This window comes from Paraburkholderia sp. RL18-085-BIA-A (assembly GCF_046027075.1).
In the GTDB taxonomy this organism is placed as follows: domain Bacteria; phylum Pseudomonadota; class Gammaproteobacteria; order Burkholderiales; family Burkholderiaceae; genus Paraburkholderia.
This window is the reverse complement of record NZ_JARESU010000024.1, coordinates 87,803-107,778: the sequence shown is the minus strand read 5'-3', so window position 1 is coordinate 107,778 and position 19,976 is coordinate 87,803. Positions and strand designations below refer to the sequence as shown.

Genomic DNA, 19,976 nt, shown 5'->3' with positions numbered 1-19,976 from the left:
ACGGGTGCGCCGGGGCCCCCGCAGGGGCGGGCGCCAGGCCGGCAAGAGGATCGCATGGGAAAACGAATCGACGGGCAGGCGGTGCATGCGTTCATCGTCCTGACTGCCAGCAGCGTGCTGTTATGCGGTTGCAGCGCGTTCCTGAGGCCACAGGAAAAACGCGCCGACGCGCAACTGCTTCCCACCGTGGGCAATCAGGCGCGTGGCCTCGTGACGTTTATCGAGCGCTCCGACGGCGTGCAGGTCACCTACAACCTCGCGGGCATGCCGCCCAATAGCGACCACGCGCTGCAAATCCACGAGCGGGGCGACTGCAATGCCGCAGACGGCTCCAGCACGGGCCAGGTCTTCTCGCCGGCAGCCGAGCGTCTGAAAGCGGGCGCGCGGGTCGAAGGCGATCTCGCCAACATTCATGCGGACGCGAACGGCGTGGCCACCGGTTTCATCGTTGCGCCGGATGTGTCGCTCGACGGGATCCGCTCGGTGTTGCAGCGCGCCGTGGTGCTGCATCACGACGCGACCGATCCGTATGCCTATCCGCAACATGGCGCGGGCTCCGCAATCGCTTGCGGTGTGATCCGTCAGTGAGCGTTGTGCAGAGGCTCTCCAGTCCACCTTGCCGGTTCCTCGCGTGCCCTTCGAAGCGCGCCTGCGGCAGCATTGCCGTGATCGCGTAAAATAAGCGCCTTCCGTTGGGACGCCCAGCGGCAAGACGCCGTTCAACGCAAGACCCGAGGCCGCGGCACGGTCCGTTTCAGCGCTGCGTTTCAGCGTTATGCAGCGCGGGCCGCGAAGCCCGCAACGCGTGGCGAGGCCAGCGTCCAATTGTTCGCAAGTCGCCCGGCACCGCCGGGTTGTTATCCGTCACACACCTGTCATTTACGTCGAGCAGCGTTCACCTATGACCATCAAATCCGACAAGTGGATCCGGCGCATGGCCGAGTCGCACAAGATGATCGAGCCGTTTGCGCCCGATCAGGTTCGCGTCTCCGAAGACGGCCGGAAGATTGTCAGCTACGGCACGTCGAGCTACGGCTACGACATCCGCTGCGCCGACGAATTCAAGATCTTCACGAACATCAACTCGACCATCGTCGATCCGAAGAACTTCGACGAGAAGTCGTTTGTCGACTTCAAGGGCGATGTCTGCATCATCCCGCCGAATTCGTTCGCGCTCGCGCGCACGGTCGAGTACTTCCGCATTCCGCGTAGCGTGCTGACCGTGTGCCTCGGCAAGTCCACTTACGCGCGCTGCGGGATCATCGTCAACGTGACGCCGTTCGAGCCGGAATGGGAAGGGCACGTCACGCTCGAATTCTCGAACACGACGCCTTTGCCTGCGAAAATCTACGCGAACGAAGGCGTCGCCCAAGTGCTGTTTTTCGAAAGCGACGAGATTTGTGAAACGTCGTACGCAGATCGCGGCGGCAAATATCAAGGTCAGCACGGCGTCACGTTGCCCAAGACGTAACGCCGGCAGCGCACTGACCCACCAGCTACGCAGCAACTATCTTGCAGGGGACCGGAGTAAGCGCTATGGGACCAAAGTAAGCGCTAACGCGCCAACTCTGGTCGACACGCTAACTCCGGTCGACACAGGGTGACCGCTGCCATTTACGGAATGCAGCGGTCGTTCTTTTTGGAGAATCGCTCATGAAGTTTCGTTTTCCCGTCGTCATCATCGACGAAGATTTCCGCTCCGAGAACATCTCGGGTTCCGGCATCCGGGCTTTGGCCGAAGCTATCGAGAAAGAAGGCGCGGAAGTGCTCGGGTTGACGAGCTACGGCGATCTGACCTCGTTCGCGCAGCAGTCGAGCCGCGCCTCGTGCTTCATCCTGTCGATCGACGACGACGAACTGCTGCCGTACGTCGACAACGTGGTCGTGGAAGGCGAGACGCCGGAGCTGGCCGCCGCGATCGTCGCGCTGCGCGCGTTCGTGACTGAAGTGCGCCGCCGCAACGCCGACATTCCGATCTTCCTGTACGGCGAAACGCGTACCTCGCGCCACCTGCCGAACGACATCCTGCGCGAACTGCACGGCTTCATCCACATGTTCGAGGACACGCCGGAGTTCGTCGCGCGCCACATCATCCGCGAGACCAAGGTCTATCTGGATTCGCTCGCGCCGCCGTTCTTCAAGGAACTGGTGCAGTACGCGGAGGAAGGCTCGTACTCGTGGCACTGCCCGGGCCACTCGGGCGGCGTCGCGTTTCTGAAGAGCCCGCTCGGCCAGATGTTCCATCAATTCTTCGGCGAGAACATGCTGCGCGCCGACGTCTGCAACGCGGTCGACGAACTCGGCCAGCTGCTCGACCACACGGGTCCGGTGGCGGCCTCGGAGCGCAACGCCGCGCGCATCTTCAGCGCCGACCACGTGTTCTTCGTGACCAACGGCACGTCGACTTCGAACAAGATCGTCTGGCACGGCACGGTTGCACCGGGCGACATCGTGCTGGTGGACCGCAACTGCCACAAGTCGATCCTCCACGCGATCACGATGACCGGCGCGATTCCCGTGTTCCTCACGCCGACGCGCAACAACTTCGGCATCATTGGCCCGATTCCTCGCAGCGAGTTCGAGCCGGAAAACATCCGCAAGAAGATCGAGGCGAATCCGTTCGCGCGCGAAGCGCTCGCGAAGAACCCGAACCTCAAGCCGCGCATTCTGACGATCACGCAAAGCACGTACGACGGCGTGATCTACAACGTCGAGATGATCAAGGAAATGTTGGGCGAATGGCTCGACACGCTGCACTTCGACGAAGCCTGGCTGCCGCACGCCGAGTTCCACGAGTTCTATCAGGACATGCACGCGATCGGCGCGGGCCGTCCGCGTATCGGCGCGCTGGTGTTCGCCACGCACTCCACGCACAAGTTGCTGGCCGGCATTTCGCAGGCCTCGCAGATCGTCGTGCAAGATTCGAAGAACAGCCGCTTCGACAAGCATCGCTTCAATGAAGCCTATCTGATGCACACGTCCACGAGTCCGCAGTACGCGATCATCGCGTCGTGCGACGTGGCCGCGGCGATGATGGAAGCGCCGGGCGGCACGGCACTGGTCGAAGAGTCGATCGCCGAAGCGCTCGACTTCCGCCGCGCGATGACCAAGGTCGACGCCGAATACGGCGACGACTGGTTCTTCAAGGTGTGGGGCCCGGACCAGTTCGCCGAAGAAGGCATCGGCTCGCGCGAAGACTGGATGCTGCGCCCGAACGATCCGTGGCACGGTTTCGGTGCGCTCGCCGAGGGCTTCAACATGCTCGACCCGATCAAGGCGACCATCGTCACGCCGGGTCTGGACATGGACGGCGGTTTCGGCGAGACCGGCATTCCAGCCGCAATCGTCACGAAGTACCTGGCCGAGCACGGCATCATCGTCGAGAAGACGGGGCTGTATTCGTTCTTCATCATGTTCACGATCGGCATCACGAAGGGCCGCTGGAACTCGATGGTCACCGAACTCCAGCAGTTCAAGGACGACTACGACAACAACCAGCCGCTGTGGCGCGTGCTGCCCGAGTTCGTCGCGCATCATCCGATGTACGAGCGGGTCGGCCTGCGCGATCTGTGCCAGCAGATTCACAGCGTCTACCGCGCGAACGACATCGCGCGCCTGACGACCGAGATGTACCTGTCGAGCATGGAGCCGGCGATGAAGCCGTCCGACGCGTTCGCCAAGCTCGCGCATCGCGAGATCGATCGGGTACCGATCGACGAACTCGAAGGCCGCGTCACGTCGATCCTGTTGACGCCGTATCCGCCGGGCATTCCGTTGCTGATTCCGGGCGAGCGCTTCAACAAGACCATCGTCAACTATCTGCGTTTCGCGCGCGAATTCAACGAGCGGTTCCCGGGTTTCCACACGGACATCCACGGGCTTGTCGGGGAAATGATCAACGGGCGCATCGAGTACTTCGTCGATTGCGTTCGCGGTTGACGATGCGTTGGCTGAAGCCATCGACGGGCGCCGGCAGCTGGCGGCGCACGTTGGGCGGCCTGGCCGTGGCGTCGGCGGCGCTGTGCGGTGGGCTGTCGCCGGCGGCGCACGCCGAAGTCGCCGCCGCCGATCCGATCGACGCGGCGATGCGCGCGTGTCTCGCGCGCAGCGACATGTCGACCACGACGGGCCAGGTGCAGTGCATGGACAACGCGCGGATCGGCTGGAAGGCCGCCTTGGACAGCGCGTGGCAGCAGCTTCAGTCGAAGCTGCCGCTGGCGCGGCGCAAGCTGTGGGAAAAGAGCCAGGCCAGCTGGCTCGCGTCGCGCGAGGCCGAGAAGCAGTTGCTGGCCGCGGTGTTCGCGACGACGCGCGGCTCGATGTATGTGCTGGCCGAAGCCGACATGCAATTGCAACCGGTGCGCGACCGCGCGCTCGTGTTGCGCAGCGCAGTGGCCGATGCAGGCAGTCCGCCGCCGCGCCGTCCGCGCGCATGCAGCGCCGACGCGCAATGCGAACACGCGATGTTCGATCTGAATCGCTACTACCACCGCTTGCAGTCGAAGATGCCGTCGCACTCGCGTACGACTCTGGTGCGCGCACAACGCGCCTGGAGCGCATATCTCGCCGCCGCCACACCGGTGGTAGACGAGCGCGGCCGCATCGATATCATCGGTGCGCGCGTGGCGACGCTCAAGCGTTTATCGGAAACGGCCGGCAACGACTGAACGCTCGTCAGGCGCGACGAGCGACGAGCAGCCGCAACGGCGCGCTCAGTCGAACAGATAGTTTTCCGTTTGCGGCTGCGGCAGCGTGAGCGCCGGTTCGCCGCGCAAATCGCGCATCGCATCCTCGATCATCGTCGACATCGTGTTGAGCGCGAGATCGTTTTCGTCGGTGCCGAAGGGCTCTTCGAGTTGCGAGGCAATGGCTTCGTGCGCCATGAACGTGTACGCGACGAACACCGCGAACACCGGTGTGAAGACGCCGATGCTGTCCACCAGTCCGAACGGTAGCGACGCGCAGAAGAAATACACCGTGCGGTGAATCATCACCGAGTACGCGAACGGCAGCGGCGTCGAGACGATGCGCTCGCATCCGCCGATCACGTCCGACAGTCCATTCAGATTCCGGTCGAAGGCGATCACCGCCATTGGATCGATCGCGCCTGCCTGCGCCTGGCGTTGCACCCATTCGCCGAGATAGAGCAGCAAGGTTGCCGGCTTGTAGCGCGATGCGATGACGCGCTCGAAAAGCGCCGCGGGCAGACGCGCGGCGAGGTCTTCACGCGGGTCGCTTTTGCGCAACTGATGCCGTAGCGCGTGCGCAAGGGCACCGAGCGCGGCGAGAAATTCGCCGATCTGTTCTTTCGGCAGCGGTCGTGTCGGTAACGTGAGCGCCTGGCGAGTGAGCGAGCGCGACTCGTTCAGCAGCTGGCCCCACAGCTTGCGCGCTTCCCACCAGCGGTCGTAGCTGGCGTTGTTCCTGAAGCCGAGAAACACCGCCAGCGCGATGCCGATCAGCGAAAAGGGCGCGGTGGTGTTGAGGTTGAGCGGGATCGGCAGCAGATGGTCGTGGGCCGCCAGCGCGACGATCGAGATGCAGAAGATCAGGGATAGGCGCGGAAGCAGTTGCGGGAGGACGGAGCCTCGCCAAGCTAGCAGCATGCGGAACCAATGGAGGTGGGGGCGGATGATCATTGGTGTGTGCTTTTTTGCCTGCGGGGCTTTTGGGGTTTTCTATTATCGCTTTTTTGGGTTTTTGGCGGACGGTTGGGGGTGCTTCTTCGGTGTTGGCCTTCCTTGATTTGCTCGTGAATACGGAGCGCGATCGCCGCGTTTGCACGTGGTAAGGCCACTTCAGTGTCAGGTGCACCGGCTGCAACCATGCAGCACTAGCAATTGCGCTTTTTTTGGTTTTCGGAGTTCTCTGATATTTGAAGGGGCGTGAGGGCGATAAGTTCGTAAGTGCAGGAACGTTACATTTACAAACGGCAAAAGCGACTCACTCAAAAAACGATGAATACCAGACGAGCATTTTTGCGAACCAGCGCGTTTTCTCTCGTTGGCATCACCTCTCAAATCGTAAGCGCAGCTCCGAGAACCCCTCAGCATCCTGCTGGCTCGCGCCGTGGCTATGCGCTGACAAACGGCGCAACTGCGTTGAAGCGTGACGATGGGGCATGGTTGTTCTGGGTGCGCATTATCAACGTTGATGGCCCAACTCATGACATCTATGCGAATCTTCAGATAGCGACGGACAGAAGTTTTTCACAAGTCATTGATGCTATCCCGGTGACCCTCACGCAATCGAAGTCATTTATTGCTCAGCCTGTGTACGCGCCAAAAACAAAGAACACACAGCTTTATTACCGCTACGTAATCGACTCCAGCCCGACAGTTGCGCCGTCAGTGAGTTCGATCGTGAACTCCATTGCTCCGTGGAATACAGAATCGAAGGCAGAATAAAAATGGCAAAAGTGGAAATGGTGTTTCACATCATCGAATCGGGATCAAATTCGATGAGTACCTATCAGGCAATCCAGTCTGCGGCAAAAAGTCCAAACGACGCGCTTTCCCTTTTCCAGAACGGCTCCTCTCTCATCGCTACCGTATCGAACGTTGCCCCCATGTTGCAGCCGATCCGCATCATGACAAACGGATTGGCCGCGACGTCCGCGTTAATGCGCATTGTGACGGACTGGCAAGACCCGAACAAAAAGGTGCAGCCCGGCGATGTGCTGACCCTTGTCAGTGCGGCCGGAACGGTCGCCATCACACTGCTCGTATGGGCAGAGATTGGGCCGGGCGCCGCAGCGGCTATTGGGGCGGTCGCTTTGGCTGCGGACCTTCAAACGAACTTTCAGCCGTACATGAGTTCCGCAAAAGCATGGATGGGGAATCTACTGTCCAACACCCTTCAACTTTCCAGTCCTGCATCAGTAGCGAGTTCGTCGCTCTATTGGGGAAGTACTATTCCGGGCCAGGGATGGAATCTATACTCGTACGATGAATTGATGTCGGCAAATGGACTCTTCGTCTGTATGACTGATGACCAGACAACGGGCACGATGTTGAGAATTTCGGGAAGTCCAATTCCAGGTAGCTTCACGCCGATCGACGAATCTTCCTACAAGCAGAACTACTGCAGCTACCTACAGCAACAGGAGGGCTGGAGTGATATCGAAAGCGGCATGATGTACTGCATGGGTTCTCGCTTCAGGTAGCTATGACACCGACTCCACGACTCATCCGGGTTTCGCTTATCGGGTTCTTTCTCGCTTTTCTGTGCGAGACCGTGGTCGAAGTCGCCATACTCCGTTCATATCGTCTTTCGTGGGCTGGCGGGCTGGCTGTGGTGGCGAGCCTTGCGGCCAATCTACTTGCACTCGCCTATGGCATGAAGCGCAAGAGATGGGCTTACGAACTCTTTAAGTGGATAGCCGCATTCAGCCTTGTGTGGACCATATTCGGCGGCCCGTATCTATACGCATTAGGACTGTGGGCGAACGCGTTGATTGCGCTTTGCGTGTGGCTGCGCTTTGGCGCAGTGTTGATGTTGAGGCGCAAAGCCGCAAGAGAATGGATTGACTCCGCTTCAGTCGGCGGCTATCTGTAGAGCTTGACGTGCATGGAAGGCAGACGCCACGCTTCGCGCGGTCGTTTGTTTAAGCGCATTCGCTACTTTCAATGTCGAGGCGTGAGTAGTGTGAGGATGTCTGGAAACTCAGGGTTTTAGCAGCCGGTAGACGGTCGCAGATTTTCGCCAGGAGAACAGCGACCACACATTCATCGCAAGGACCGCAAGTATCCAGACGGTCGTGCCAATGACACCATGTTTCCCGTTGGGGACCGTACATAGCCATTTGAGGGAGAACATTGCTGATATCAGGGCAATCACCATGAAGGACCAAAACGATTTCACGGGCGAATCAACACCGCAAATCTCACCCGTCGCGTGGTTGAGCCAGCCCGCCAGCGTTTGCCAGTTATCGGTGTCACGCAATACCGCAGTCACGACCATGCCGTTTTCAAGCCTTGGTTCGCCGCGCATCTGCACCGCATACTGACGTTTACCCGCCACGGTGACGTTAAACGATGTTCTTGCCCTGCCTTTATCTTTCTGGATCACAACCCCGCCAATGTTTTCAAACGTGACTGTAATGGCGCGGTAGGTCATGGGCAGTTCGTCGCTAACCGTGACGGTCAGCATAGATGTGCTGGGAAAGCATCGAATATAACCGTTGCGGCATCTCGTAATAGCACAGGCTGCTCTAATGTCATGCAGGCCGCCATTACTTCAGCCTCACGAGCCTGTACATGCGGAACGTCTGTCCGCGGCCGCTGTGGTGTACTGCGTACCGGAGGCTCAGATCATATTCACAGGCGGGTTCACGTTCGGTCACCAACTTGATTGTCCGCAAGCATAGCGGCGCACGGATTCAGTTGCGTCAGGCTTTAGCGGGAACTCATCGCGCCCAAGCTGCTCAACCTGCCACATGAGGGAACCGACAACAAGCTCGCCGGCACCTGCACCGCTCCCTGAGTCTCTTGAACGTGCTGAGCTTTGTGGAGAAGCTCACCCAGGTACTTGCGGTGATCCACTAGACCCGATGCCGGATACAGCCCTCACGCTCATATCCGAGACCGCCCAGACAAGTGAAGCCCCATTTCCATCTCGCGTACAGACTCGCTTGATCGAATGGGGCTTGAGAGCATTGCCTCGCACGGGCAACGCCAATAGACCACAAAGAAATCAAGGAAAGGCCAACGCCGCAAGCAAACGGCCGACCCTGCGGCGCAACCCAAAACCTCAAACGTTAATCTCTAGCCGATGAAGCCGCGCCGTGACTCAACCAGTCCAGCACGGCGCTGGCGTCGTCGTCGGCACCCTCGCGCGCCTTGGCGACCGTCTCGGCCACATCCGCGCTCGGCACGGCGCGACGGATCGCGACGCCGACCGCGAGAATGTCGATCATCACCAGATGCAGGATGCGCGAGATCATCGACAGCTGCGACTCGCGAATCTCGATGTGATCTGTTTCGAGCGCGACGGTGGCGCGCTTGGCGAGCGGCGTATTGCTCGACGTAATCGCGATTACCTTCGCGCCGGCCTGCATCGCGACGTCCAGCACGCGCAGCAGTTCGGGCGCGCGGCCCGACTTGGAGACGGCCACGATCACGTCGCCCTTGCCGAGCAACGCAGCCGACGCCGCCTGCATGTACAGATCGCCATAGGCGATGGTCGGAATGCCGAAACGGAAGAACTTGTAGTGCGCGTCCTGCGCGACGATGTTCGAATTGCCGAGCCCGTAGAACTCGATGCGCCGCGCGCCGTTCAACAGATCGATCGCCCGCTCGACCTGATCGAAGTTCAGATGCTCGCGCAACTGCAGAATCGCCGACACGGTGTTGTCCAGCACCTTCGCGCCGAAGTCCGTCGCGGTATCGCCGAGGTGCACCTGGCTATGGCTCACCGGGATCGTGCCGGTCAAACCCGTTGCGAGCTTCAGCTTGAAATCCGACAGACCCTGGCAGCCGAGCGAACGGCAGAAGCGGATCACGGTGGGCTGACTCACGTCGGCCTTGCGCGCGATATCGACAATCGGGTCGTTGATGATCGAGCGCGGATGATTCAGCGCGAGATCGGCGACGCGGCGCTCGGCCGGCGTCAGCGCATCGCGCATCTGGCGAATCCGCTCGAACACCGCCGACGAACTGCCGCCCGCGCGATTCGACAACTGCTCGGCGAGAATTGCCGAGACGCCGAGGAAGGCCGGATATTCGGCGGTGATCACATAGGTCGGCACGTTTTGCAGATAGGCCTCGAAGCGGCCCTTCGCCTCGAAGCGCTGGCGAAACGACGAGCGCGCGAAGAACTCGCCGAGACGCGGCACCACGCCGCCGCCGATGTAGATGCCGCCCAGCGCGCCGAGCGTCACCGCGATATTGCCCGCGAAGGTGCCGAGGATGCCGCAGAACACGTCGACGGATTCGGCCGCGAGCGGCTCGCCGTCCAGCGCGCGTTTGACGATCTCGATCGTGTCGAGGTTGGCCGCCACGCGCTTCTTGTCGCGGCCCGCGAGCGCGCGGTAAATCACTTCGATGCCGGGGCCCGCGGCCACGCGTTCGAAGGATACGTGCGACCACTTCTTGCGCGCGTATTGCAGCACGATGTCTTCGCGTTCGTCGGCGGGCGCGAAGGTGGCGTGGCCGCCTTCGCTGCCGAGCGCGATCCAGCGGTCGTCGGCGGGAATCAGGCCGGACACGCCCATGCCGGTGCCCGGACCGAGCAGGCCGATCACGCTGTTCGGACGGCGCGTGCCGCCGCCCACCTGCACGCGCTGCGCGTCGGTGAGGCCGGGCAACGCCATCGCCAGCGCGGTGAAGTCGTTCACCACCAGCAAGGTGTCGAAGCCGAGCGCGCGGCGCGTCGCTTCGATCGAAAAGGTCCAGTCGTGATTCGTCATGCTCACCTGGTCGCCATCGACCGGGTTCGCAATCGCGATCGCCGCATGATTCACGCGGCCGATCTTGGTGTCCTTCAGATACTTCTTGATGACGTCGGCGACGCCCGGATAGTCCGCGCACGGATAGATCTGCACCGAGCTGATTTCGCCCGGGCCCGTCTCCAGCGCGAAACGCGCGTTGGTGCCGCCGATGTCGGCCAGGAGCCTCGGTCCGTCGGCGTGCTGGCCCGCGCCCGGAACAGCCTTAGTTTGCACACCAGTAGACATCGAGTCTCACTCCCTTGTCGTTTGCCAACTGTGAGATGGCATTTTTTTGTAGCGAAGCGGCGGCTGCATTGAGCACGTCCATCTTGCGCGGTCCTGCGATCAGCAAAAACAGGTGCTTCACTTCCTTCAGCGCGGAAAGCGACCAGCTCACGCGCGCATGCGGCGCGCTGCCGGGATGCACGGCAACGAAGCGTTCGGTGGTGGTGATCGCGTGATCCCATTCGGGCGAGTCCGCGAAGATCGATGCGGTGTGGCCGTCCTCGCCCATGCCGAGAATCGCGACGTCGGGCACGGCGGCAAAGCGCGCGTCGGCGTTCAGCGCGGCGACGTGCGCGTGCAGATCCTGCGCGGTGTCGACGAGCGGCCAGAAGGCCGCGTCCTTCGCGGCGTTTTGCAACAGCGTCGCGTGCACCAGTTGCGAATTGCTTGCGCTGTCCGTCTCGGACACCCAGCGGTCGTCGACCAGCGTCACGGCGATGCGCGCCCAGTCGAAGGATTGCGTGGACAACGTTTGCAGGAACGGACGCGGACTGCTGCCGCCGGACACTGCAAGCATTGCGGGGCGCGCGCCAGTGGTGGGCGTGCCGGCAACGGGCGTGCCGGCAACGGACGCGGCCGCCTGTGCGGCGAGCGACGCATGTAACGCGTCGCCAACCGCTTTCGCCAACGCGTCGGATTGGGCGCGTTGATCGTCGAAAGCGTGAAGCTCGATCACTTCTCCTCCGTGCTGCTTTTTTGTAGGATCTGCGGAATCTGCCGTACTGCTCTCGCGCTGCGTCTGCAAGGTGGGATGGCTTGCAGGCGCCTGGGCGATACCGGCGCCATTCCGTTCAGTTCGTCGGTGGGTCTTACTCCGGTGCCGCGCTATATTCGATCGAACATCGCGCGGCACCGTCCGTCAATTCTCTTCTTCGAGCCAGCAGGTGCCGTGCTGCGCCAGCATCGCGCTCGCCGCGGCCGGTCCCCACGTGCCCGCCGCATACGGCTTGGGCGGTTTGTGCGAGGCCATCCATTCGTTCAGGATCGGTTCGACCCAACGCCATGCGGCTTCCTGCTCGTCGCGCCTCACGAACAGCGCGAGGCGGCCGTTGATCACGTCGAGCAGCAGGCGTTGATACGCCTCCATCTGTCCTTCGCGGAAGAACTGGTCGAACGCGAGGTCGAGGTGCACGCTCGCGAGGTTCATGCCTTCGCCGGGCTGCTTCGCGAGACAGTAGAGGCGAATGCTTTCGTTCGGCTGCAGGCGGATCACCAGACGGTTCGCGCCCGCGCGCAACGCGGACACGCCCAGCGCCGAATGCGGCACTGGACGGAAATTCACCACGATTTCGGCGACGCGATCCGCGAGCCGCTTGCCGGTGCGCAGGAAAAACGGCACGCCGGCCCAGCGCCAGTTCTCGATCTCGACCTTCAGCGCGACAAAGGTTTCGGTCGTGCTGTCCGGCTTCACGCCGGCTTCGGTCGCGTAGCCCGGCACCGCGCTGCCGCGAATCCCGCCGGCATGATACTGGCCGCGCACCGCGACCTTGCCGATCTCGTTCGGATCGATTGGCTTCAGCGCGCGCAGCACGCGCAGCTTTTCGTCGCGCACCGAGTCCGAATCCATCGAGTGGGGCGGCTCCATCGCGACGATCGACAGCAACTGCAGCAAATGGTTTTGCACCATGTCGCGCAGTGCGCCGGTGTTGTCGTAGAAGTCGCCGCGCGCTTCGACGCCGAGTTCCTCGGCAATCGTGATCTGAATGCTCTCGACCCACTCGCGGCGCCACAGCGGCTCGAACAGCGCATTGCCGAAGCGCAGCGCGAGCAGGTTCTGCACCGGCTCTTTACCGAGGTAGTGGTCGATCCGGTAGATCTGTTCTTCCGCGAAGATTTCGCCGACCGCGTCGTTGATCGCATTCGACGACTTCAGGTCGTAGCCGAGCGGCTTTTCGAGCACGATGCGCGCGTTTTCGTTGAGCCCCACCGACGCCAGCGCATGGCAGATCGGCACGAACAGCGACGGGCCCGTGGCCAGATAGAACACGCGGATGCCGGGCAGATCGCGCACGGCGTCGCGCAACTGGACGAAGTCTTCCGGATTGCCGAGATCGATCTTCACGAACTCGATGCGCGCGAGGAAGCTCGTCCACGCCGCTTCGTCCACGCCGTTCTTCGACACGTGCGGTTTGACGTGCTCGTTCACCCACTGCAGGTACTCGCCGCGATCCGCCGCATGCCGCGCCACCGCGACGATCTTGCCGCTGTCGGCGAGCATGCCGCCTGCACGGTGCGCTTCAAACAGTGCGGGCAGGATCTTACGCATCGACAGATCGCCGGTGCCGCCGAAGAGAACGAAGATGAAGCTTGAATCGGTTTGCATGAGTATCCGTCGATGTCCTGGGGTCGCCGCGCTGACCGCGCACTGTTCGGAAAAAGGCGACCGTAGTCCGATAAAATATTTTTTGACACTGAATTGTAGTTTAACTACAATCCAAATCAAGAGGTAGCGCTAATTCGATGAAAAAAGCGTGCGCTGTTCGGCAAAATGCGCGTTTTCCCGAATCGGCAGGCGTCCCTGCATGTTAAAGGACATTGCGTGCCGGCATCTGCCAGCAGGCCCCGGTGGCCTTACGGAAAGCCGGGGTGGTAACGGCTCGCAGCGCGGTTGTCCAGGTTCACATGCAAGGCACCTCGAGTCTGCCGCGCGACGCGGGCAGGCAAAAATCAAAAGAGGAGACAAACAGTTGCATCCCAAACCACTCATCTCTTGAGCTTCTAGCGGCCGGACACCGGTTCGCCGGCACATGCCTCGCGCATGCGCCCGACCGTGCTCGATCGCCCAGTGTTTTGCCTGTTTGAACCAACCACAGCACCCTGGCGACATCAGGGGCCATTTGTTTTTTTGTTCAGGTGTCTGGAGGAGATAAGCAATGAAATTTCGCGCGATCATGGGCGCTTTGTGCGCTGCGGGTCTGATGTGTGGCGTCTCGGCGGTGCAGGCTGCCGAGTCGGTCGAAGTGTTGCACTGGTGGACTTCGGGCGGCGAATCGAAAGCCGTCGGCGTCCTCAAGGACGACATGACGAAGCAGGGTTACACGTGGAAGGACTTCGCGGTTGCGGGTGGCGCCGGCGCGGCAGCCATGACGGCTCTGAAGACGCAGGTGATCTCGGGCAATGCGCCGAGCGCCGCGCAGATCAAGGGTCCGCTGATCCAGGATTGGGCTTCGCAAGGGGTGCTGGTGCCGATCGACTCAGTTGCGGGCGACTGGAAGAAGAACCTGCCGCCGGAGATCGACAAGATCATGCACGCGGACGGCCACTATGTGGGCGCACCGTTCGGTGTGCACCGCGTGAACTGGCTGTACATCAACAAGGCGGCGCTCGAAAAGGCAGGCGGCAAGGTGCCGACCACGTGGCCTGAGTTCTTCGCGGTGGCCGACAAGATGAAGGCCGCGGGCATCCAGCCGGTCGCGATGGGCGGGCAGCCGTGGCAAGACCTGACGCTGTGGGAAGACGTCGTGCTGTCGCAGGGCGCGGACTTCTACAAGAAGGCGATCGTCGACCTCGACGAAAAGACGCTGACTTCGGACAAGATGGTTGGCGTGTTCGACACGGTCCGCAAGATCCAGGGTTACTTCGACGCGGGCCGCACGGGCCGTGACTGGAACCTTGCGACGGCGATGGTCATCAACGGCAAGGCCGGCATGCAGTTCATGGGCGACTGGGCGAAGGGCGAATTCACCAACGCCGGCAAGAAGTCGGGCTCGGACTACGTGTGCGCCGCTGTGCCGGGCACGGAAAAGGCCTACACGTTCAACGTCGACTCGTTCGTGTTCTTCCAGCAGAAGGGCCAGAAGGCTGCAACGCCGGGCCAGCTCGCGCTCGCGAAGACGATCATGTCGCCGGAGTTCCAGGAACAGTTCAGCCTGAACAAGGGCTCGATCCCGGTTCGTCTCGGCGTGCCGATGGACAAGTTCGACGATTGCGCGAAGAAGTCGTACGCGGATGAACAGGTCGCGATCAAGGCGGGCGGTTATGTGCCGTCGCTGGCACACGGCATGGCACAACCGGATGCAGCAGCCGGCGCTATCTCCGACGTGGTCACGAAGTTCATGAACTCGCAGCAGGATTCGAAGAGCGCAGTTGCCGCGCTCGCGAAGGCAGCGAAGACCAAGTAAGTGAAGTAAGCGAAGCGGCGCGCCCGGTGGCTTCCTGAGGAAGCGCCGGGCGTGTTCTTCAGGTCGCCGATGGCAGTTCGCGCATTGCGTGCGCTGCGTGCGGCGCTTGCAGGCGGCTTCACCTGGTTTCATGGAGTCACACCTATGCCGTCGTCGGACCTCGCGCCGTTCTCGCGCGATCACCCCGGCGGTACAGTTTCAGCAGGAGTCGAGTAGTGACTGCTTCTATCAGCGGAAACGGGAAAACGGCTACCGTCACCCGCCGCACGTCGCCCATGGCGGCCCTTGCCGATCGCTGGATTCCGAAGCTGGTGCTCGCACCCAGCGTCGTGATCAGCCTGATCTTCGTGTATGGCTTCATCGCAATTACCGGCTTTCTGTCGCTGTCCACTTCGCGGCTGATGCCTCGTTATGAGTTCGCCGGCCTCGACCGTTATCGCGAACTGTTCGACAACGACGTGTTCTGGACCTCGGCTGCGAACCTCGGCTGGTTCGGCATCCCGTTCATCGCTATCTGTATCGGCCTCGGACTGTTCCTCGCAATCCTGCTCGATCAGCAGATTCGCAATGAAGGCGCGCTGCGCGCGGTGTTCCTTTACCCAATGGCGCTCTCGTTCATCGTGACGGGCACGGCGTGGCAATGGATCATGACGCCGAGCGTCGGCCTCGAAAAGGTGTTCCACGACTGGGGCTGGACGAGCTTTTCGTTCAGTTGGCTGGGCGACCCGGACAAGGCGATTTTCTGCGTCGTGATCGCGGCGGTATGGCAATCCACCGGCTTCGTGATGGCGCTGTTCCTCGCGGGCCTGCGCGGTGTGGACGCCGAAATCTTCAAGGCCGCGCAGATGGACGGCGCGAATCTGCCCACCATCTACCGCAAGATCGTGATTCCGAGCATGCGGCCGGTGTTCTTCTCCGTGTTGCTGATTCTTTGCCACATCACCATCAAGACCTTCGACCTGGTCGTCGCCTTGACCGCGGGCGGTCCGGGCACGTCGTCGTCGCTGCCGGCTATCTTCATGTACACGTTTTCGTTCAATCGCGGGCAGCTCGGCGTCGGCGCGGCATCGTCGATGATGATGCTCGCCACCGTTGTGGCCGTGCTCGTGCCGCTGATGTATCTGGAATCGAGGAGCACCCGCAATGCAGCCTAAGATGACGATCAGCCGCGCCGTCATTTATGCGGCCTTGATTCTGTTCGCCCTGTATTTCCTGTTCCCGCTGTACGTGATGCTGTCCACGTCCTTCAAGGACGTCGATCAGTTGCGCACCGGCAACCTGCTCACGCCGCCCACGCACTGGAGTATCGATCCGTGGATCAAGGCATGGAGCGGCGCCTGTACCGGCGTGCGTTGCGACGGCATGCAGCCGTTCTTCATGAACTCGGTGCGCATGGTGATTCCCGCCGTGCTGATCTCGTCGATCATCGGCGCGTTCAACGGTTATGTGCTCACGCACTGGCGTTTCCGTGGCGCCGATCCGATCTTCACGATGCTGCTGGTCGGCTGCTTCATTCCGTTCCAGGCGATCCTGCTGCCGATGGCGCGCTTCGAAGGCATGCTCGGCCTGTCGAACACGACGACCGGTCTGGTGCTGGTGCACGTGATCTACGGCATTGCGTTCACCACGATGTTCTTCCGCAACTTCTACGTGAGCGTTCCGGCTGAACTCGTGAAGGCGGCGCGCATCGACGGCGCGGGTTTCTTCACGATCTTCACGAAGATCCTGCTGCCGGTGTCGCTGCCGATTTTCATGGTGTGCCTGATCTGGCAGTTCACGCAGATCTGGAATGACTTCCTGTTCGGGATTGTGTTCTCCGGCGTCGATTCGATGCCGATCACGGTGGCGCTGAACAACCTCGTGAACACCTCGACCGGCGTGAAGGAATACAACGTGGATATGGCCGGAGCAATCATCGCCGCGCTGCCGACGCTGCTGGTCTACATCATCGCCGGACGCTATTTCGTGCGCGGCCTGACGGCCGGCGCCGTCAAGGGCTAACCCCGGGCTAAACCATCCGGGCGCGGCGGCGCGCCACTGAACCCGCGCCGCTGTCACCCGGCAAGACGTTTTCAAGCAGTACCAGAGACAAGAGGATTCACAGCATGGCAAGCCTATCCATCCGTGACGTGTTCAAGACTTACCCGAACGGGGTGCCCGTTCTGAAGGGTGTCAATATCGACATCGAAGACGGCCAGTTCCTGATTCTGGTCGGCGGCTCGGGCTGCGGTAAGTCGACGCTGCTCAACATGATCGCCGGCCTCGAAACCGTGACCAAGGGCGAGATCCAGATCGACGGCAAGACGGTCAACAACCTGTCGCCGAAAGATCGCGACATCGCAATGGTGTTCCAGTCGTACGCGCTGTATCCGTCGATGACCGTGCGCGAAAACATCTCGTTCGGCCTGAATATCCGCAAGGTGCCGAAGCAGGAGCAGACGCAGATCGTCGACCGCGTATCGAACACGCTGCAGATCACGCACCTGCTCGACCGCAAACCGGGCCAGCTGTCCGGCGGCCAGCGTCAGCGCGTGGCGATGGGCCGCGCCCTCGCGCGCGATCCGGTGATGTTCCTGTTCGACGAGCCGCTGTCGAACCTGGACGCGAAGCTGCGTATCGAGATGCGTTCGGAAATCAAGCTGCTGCATCAGCGCCTCGGCACGACGATCGTCTACGTGACGCACGATCAGATCGAAGCGATGACGCTCGGCGACCGCATCGCGGTGATGAAAGACGGCATCGTGCAGCAGTTCGGCGCGCCGCAGGAAATCTACGACTCGCCGTCGAATCTGTTCGTGGCCGGCTTCATCGGCGCGCCGCCGATGAACTTCATCCAGGGCAAGCTGGTGGAGCAGGGCGCGGGAGTCGGTATCGAACTGGACACGGGCGTTTCGCGCAAGGTGCTGGTGGTGCCGTTCGACTCGGGCAAGGTGAAGTCGCACGTCGGCCGCGAAGTAATTCTCGGCCTGCGGCCGGAGCGCATCACCGACGCGCGCGGCGCGCACGGCGACGACTCGAAGCTGCAGCCGATCGAAGTGAAGGTCGACGTGATCGAGCCGACCGGCCCGGACACGCTGGTGTTCGCGCAGGTCAACGGCAAGCGCATCGTGAGCCGCGTGCACCCGGCGTCGAATCCGCAACCGCTGTCGAGCACGACGCTGTTGTTCGATACGTCGAAGGCGGTGCTATTCGATCCGGCCAACGAAGAGCGGATTGCCTGAGCGAACGGATTCGCCTGGCTGTTCGATGTTTGAGAAAAGCCCCATGCGTCTCGCGACGCATGGGGCTTTGTTTTGATGGCGTTGGTGGGGTTGGTGCGGGCCTTACGCGTCCGGGATGCGCAAGTCCGGGTTGTTGCGCGCCAGCGCGGTCACCCATTCAATGAACGCGCGCAACCGCGAACTCAGATTGCGGCGGTGCGCGTAAAGGACCGAAAGCGGCGTGCCGGGGCTCGTATAGTTCGTGAGGATTTCCGTCAGCGCGCCTTGCTCGATCAGTTCAGAAACCATAAAGCGCGACGGCTGGATGATGCCGTGGCCGAGCGCGCCCGCGCCGATGTACACCGAGCCGTCGTTTACCGCGAGCACGCTTTTCATTGCAACCTTCGCGATCTCGCCGTCCACCTGGTATTCGAACGGGAAGGTGCGGCCGGTGCGCGCGGACACGTAGTTGACGGCGCGATGTTCGGCGAGTTCTTCGAGCGTGGTCGGCGTGCCGTATTTCTGCAGATACGCGGGCGACGCGCACGTGACGATGCGCGCCTCGCCGATGCGCCGCGCGACCAGACTCGACTCTTCCGGCGTGCCCATGCGGATCACGCAATCCACCGCATCCTGGATCAGATCGATGTTGCGATCCGCGAGCCCGAGCCGCACGTCAATCTGCGGGTATTGCCGGTAAAAATCGTCGAGGGCGGGCAACAGCAGCGCACGGGCGAGCGTGCCCGACGTATCGACGCGGATCGTGCCGGCCGGATTTTCGCGCTTGTTCGACAGTGACGATTCGGCGTCGGCGACTTCGGCGAGGATGCGCACGCAGCGTTCGTAGAACGACGCGCCGTCTTCAGTGACGCTCACCTGACGCGTCGAACGGTTCAGCAGCCGGACGCCGACGTGTTCCTCCAGCGCCTGGATCGTGCGGCTGACTTTGGCGCGGGGCAAGTCGAGCGATTCGGATACTTTGGTGAAGCTGTTCGCCTCGACGACACGCGTAAATATCTCCATCGCTTCGAAACGGTCCATGTTGTGCCTTGTGAGTGATGGGCGGAGGTGGCCTTCGAGGAGAGTTTACAGGGTGGAAATATTGTTGTCCTGAAGAGGACGGGGCTCTGCGCCCGGAACCTGGCGCGGAGCGCGGCCGGTGCGTGATTGGGCGCGCCGGCGCCGGGTCGCGCACTGGGCCGCTGCGTGTGGTGGCCGTTGCAGGCTGTGTTTCGCGCCGCTCAATCCCGGTCGGGCGCGCCGAGCGGAAACAACGGACGATACGGCCGCGCTTCGTCGACCGCTCGCGCAAACGACGGCCTCGCCAGCAGCCGCTGGCGATAGGCCCGCACGTGCGCGAAGGCGGGGTCGATCGGATGTGTCCAGTCGGCGTAGAACAGGAACGGGCCGGCGCCGCAGTCGGCGAGGCTGAAGGTGTCGCCGGCGGCCCATTCGCGCTCGGCCATCACGTTGTCCAGCCAGCCGTACGCAGTGTCGAGCATCGCGCGGGCGTCGGCCACCGCGCGCGGGTCGCGCTCCGCCTCGGGGCGCAGGCTGTCGTAGACGATCTTTTGTTGCGGCGTCGAGATGTAGTTGTCGAAGAAGCGATCCATGCTGCGCACTTCGAGCGCGGCGCGCGGGTCGGCGGGCAGCAGCGGCCTCGGCCCCGGATGATACAGGCCGAGATATTCGATGATGATGGTCGCCTCGACCACGGTCCGGCTGCTGTCGACCAGCACCGGAAAGCGCTTGATCGGCCACAGCGCGGCGAATTCGGCCAGCACTTGCGGGTGGTCTTGCGACAAAAGGCGCAGCTCGAATGGCGTGCCGTTTTCGTAGAGCGCCGTCAGGGCCTTCTGGCAGTACGAGGAGAACGGGTGGGCATAGAGTTTCAGGGTCATCGCGGTCACCTTGGGCGGTTGCGGGTGCGCCGTGGCGCAA

The 19,976-nt window shown here is 62.0% G+C and carries 18 protein-coding genes; 11 read left to right on the top strand and 7 right to left on the bottom strand.

The window, feature by feature from the left end; genetic code table 11:
- Positions 1-54 precede the first annotated feature (54 nt).
- From P0D89_RS18650 to P0D89_RS18635, 4 genes are all read left to right on the top strand, one after another.
- Positions 55-588, top strand: coding sequence for a superoxide dismutase family protein (locus P0D89_RS18650; protein ID WP_408365460.1), 534 nt, complete (start codon positions 55-57; stop codon positions 586-588).
- A 313-nt stretch (positions 589-901) separates the two neighbouring features.
- The gene (gene dcd, locus P0D89_RS18645; protein ID WP_008924193.1) at positions 902-1,471 is read left to right on the top strand and encodes a dCTP deaminase; all 570 of its coding nucleotides are present in this window, start codon (positions 902-904) and stop codon (positions 1,469-1,471) included.
- Positions 1,472-1,653: 182 nt separating this feature from the next.
- Positions 1,654-3,939 carry an Orn/Lys/Arg family decarboxylase gene (locus P0D89_RS18640; protein WP_408365462.1) on the top strand — a complete coding sequence of 762 codons (2,286 nt, stop codon included), beginning with the start codon at positions 1,654-1,656 and terminating at the stop codon, positions 3,937-3,939.
- A 2-nt stretch (positions 3,940-3,941) separates the two neighbouring features.
- Entirely contained in the window at positions 3,942-4,667 is a 726-nt protein-coding gene (locus P0D89_RS18635; protein ID WP_408365464.1) for a lysozyme inhibitor LprI family protein, read from the top strand.
- A 45-nt stretch (positions 4,668-4,712) separates the two neighbouring features.
- Here the strand turns inward: P0D89_RS18635 and P0D89_RS18630 are convergent, their stop codons facing one another.
- Positions 4,713-5,639: a bestrophin family protein gene (locus P0D89_RS18630; protein ID WP_408365466.1), complete on the bottom strand. Its 927-nt coding sequence runs from the start codon at positions 5,637-5,639 to the stop codon at positions 4,713-4,715.
- A gap of 267 nt (positions 5,640-5,906) precedes the next feature.
- On the opposite strand from P0D89_RS18630, the gene P0D89_RS18625 reads away from it, so the two are divergent.
- The 3 genes from P0D89_RS18625 to P0D89_RS18615 are packed head-to-tail and all read left to right on the top strand — an operon-like array spanning position 5,907 to position 7,557.
- Positions 5,907-6,407: a hypothetical protein gene (locus P0D89_RS18625; protein WP_408365468.1), complete on the top strand. Its 501-nt coding sequence runs from the start codon at positions 5,907-5,909 to the stop codon at positions 6,405-6,407.
- 2 nt (positions 6,408-6,409) lie between these two features.
- Positions 6,410-7,165: a hypothetical protein gene (locus P0D89_RS18620; protein WP_408365470.1), complete on the top strand. Its 756-nt coding sequence runs from the start codon at positions 6,410-6,412 to the stop codon at positions 7,163-7,165.
- Between the two features lie 2 nt (positions 7,166-7,167).
- Positions 7,168-7,557, top strand: coding sequence for a hypothetical protein (locus tag P0D89_RS18615; protein ID WP_408376970.1), 390 nt, complete (start codon positions 7,168-7,170; stop codon positions 7,555-7,557).
- A gap of 108 nt (positions 7,558-7,665) precedes the next feature.
- Here the strand turns inward: P0D89_RS18615 and P0D89_RS18610 are convergent, their stop codons facing one another.
- The 4 genes from P0D89_RS18610 to zwf form a co-directional block, all read right to left on the bottom strand.
- On the bottom strand, positions 7,666-8,151 hold the full coding sequence (locus tag P0D89_RS18610; protein ID WP_408365474.1) for a hypothetical protein: 486 nt from the start codon (positions 8,149-8,151) through the stop codon (positions 7,666-7,668).
- 607 nt (positions 8,152-8,758) lie between these two features.
- Positions 8,759-10,675, bottom strand: coding sequence for a bifunctional transcriptional regulator/glucokinase (locus P0D89_RS18605; RefSeq protein WP_408365476.1), 1,917 nt, complete (start codon positions 10,673-10,675; stop codon positions 8,759-8,761).
- Positions 10,653-11,390: a 6-phosphogluconolactonase gene (gene pgl / locus P0D89_RS18600; protein ID WP_408365478.1), complete on the bottom strand. Its 738-nt coding sequence runs from the start codon at positions 11,388-11,390 to the stop codon at positions 10,653-10,655. Before pgl ends, P0D89_RS18605 begins: the two co-directional genes overlap by 23 nt.
- 183 nt (positions 11,391-11,573) lie before the next feature.
- Positions 11,574-13,037: a glucose-6-phosphate dehydrogenase gene (gene zwf / locus P0D89_RS18595; protein WP_408365480.1), complete on the bottom strand. Its 1,464-nt coding sequence runs from the start codon at positions 13,035-13,037 to the stop codon at positions 11,574-11,576.
- A gap of 550 nt (positions 13,038-13,587) precedes the next feature.
- Here zwf and P0D89_RS18590 point away from each other — a divergent pair.
- The 4 genes from P0D89_RS18590 to P0D89_RS18575 all read left to right on the top strand — a co-directional run bounded on the left by P0D89_RS18590 (position 13,588) and on the right by P0D89_RS18575 (position 18,056).
- Complete coding sequence (locus P0D89_RS18590; protein ID WP_408365482.1) at positions 13,588-14,835, top strand: ABC transporter substrate-binding protein; 1,248 nt, start codon at positions 13,588-13,590, stop codon at positions 14,833-14,835.
- Between the two features lie 215 nt (positions 14,836-15,050).
- Entirely contained in the window at positions 15,051-15,989 is a 939-nt protein-coding gene (locus P0D89_RS18585) for a carbohydrate ABC transporter permease (protein ID WP_408365484.1), read from the top strand.
- Positions 15,979-16,836, top strand: coding sequence for a carbohydrate ABC transporter permease (locus P0D89_RS18580; RefSeq protein WP_408365486.1), 858 nt, complete (start codon positions 15,979-15,981; stop codon positions 16,834-16,836). The genes P0D89_RS18585 and P0D89_RS18580 overlap by 11 nt, the downstream gene beginning before the upstream one ends.
- A gap of 104 nt (positions 16,837-16,940) precedes the next feature.
- Complete coding sequence (locus tag P0D89_RS18575) at positions 16,941-18,056, top strand: ABC transporter ATP-binding protein (RefSeq protein WP_408365488.1); 1,116 nt, start codon at positions 16,941-16,943, stop codon at positions 18,054-18,056.
- Between the two features lie 102 nt (positions 18,057-18,158).
- Here P0D89_RS18575 and P0D89_RS18570 read toward each other — a convergent pair whose 3' ends face one another.
- A complete protein-coding gene (locus tag P0D89_RS18570) occupies positions 18,159-19,076 on the bottom strand; it encodes a LysR family transcriptional regulator (RefSeq protein WP_408365490.1) in 918 nt (305 codons plus the stop codon).
- A gap of 200 nt (positions 19,077-19,276) precedes the next feature.
- Complete coding sequence (locus P0D89_RS18565; RefSeq protein WP_408376969.1) at positions 19,277-19,936, bottom strand: glutathione S-transferase family protein; 660 nt, start codon at positions 19,934-19,936, stop codon at positions 19,277-19,279.
- Positions 19,937-19,976 lie beyond the last annotated feature (40 nt).

Coding starts and splice junctions, on each gene's coding strand:
- P0D89_RS18650 (WP_408365460.1), top strand. CDS start 55: ATGGGAAAACGAATCGACGGGCAGGCGGTGCATGCGTTCATCGTCCTG.
- dcd (WP_008924193.1), top strand. CDS start 902: ATGACCATCAAATCCGACAAGTGGATCCGGCGCATGGCCGAGTCGCAC.
- P0D89_RS18640 (WP_408365462.1), top strand. CDS start 1,654: ATGAAGTTTCGTTTTCCCGTCGTCATCATCGACGAAGATTTCCGCTCC.
- P0D89_RS18635 (WP_408365464.1), top strand. CDS start 3,942: ATGCGTTGGCTGAAGCCATCGACGGGCGCCGGCAGCTGGCGGCGCACG.
- P0D89_RS18630 (WP_408365466.1), bottom strand. CDS start 5,639: ATGATCATCCGCCCCCACCTCCATTGGTTCCGCATGCTGCTAGCTTGG.
- P0D89_RS18620 (WP_408365470.1), top strand. CDS start 6,410: ATGGCAAAAGTGGAAATGGTGTTTCACATCATCGAATCGGGATCAAAT.
- P0D89_RS18615 (WP_408376970.1), top strand. CDS start 7,168: ATGACACCGACTCCACGACTCATCCGGGTTTCGCTTATCGGGTTCTTT.
- P0D89_RS18610 (WP_408365474.1), bottom strand. CDS start 8,151: ATGCTGACCGTCACGGTTAGCGACGAACTGCCCATGACCTACCGCGCC.
- P0D89_RS18605 (WP_408365476.1), bottom strand. CDS start 10,675: ATGTCTACTGGTGTGCAAACTAAGGCTGTTCCGGGCGCGGGCCAGCAC.
- zwf (WP_408365480.1), bottom strand. CDS start 13,037: ATGCAAACCGATTCAAGCTTCATCTTCGTTCTCTTCGGCGGCACCGGC.
- P0D89_RS18590 (WP_408365482.1), top strand. CDS start 13,588: ATGAAATTTCGCGCGATCATGGGCGCTTTGTGCGCTGCGGGTCTGATG.
- P0D89_RS18580 (WP_408365486.1), top strand. CDS start 15,979: ATGCAGCCTAAGATGACGATCAGCCGCGCCGTCATTTATGCGGCCTTG.
- P0D89_RS18575 (WP_408365488.1), top strand. CDS start 16,941: ATGGCAAGCCTATCCATCCGTGACGTGTTCAAGACTTACCCGAACGGG.
- P0D89_RS18570 (WP_408365490.1), bottom strand. CDS start 19,076: ATGGACCGTTTCGAAGCGATGGAGATATTTACGCGTGTCGTCGAGGCG.
- P0D89_RS18565 (WP_408376969.1), bottom strand. CDS start 19,936: ATGACCCTGAAACTCTATGCCCACCCGTTCTCCTCGTACTGCCAGAAG.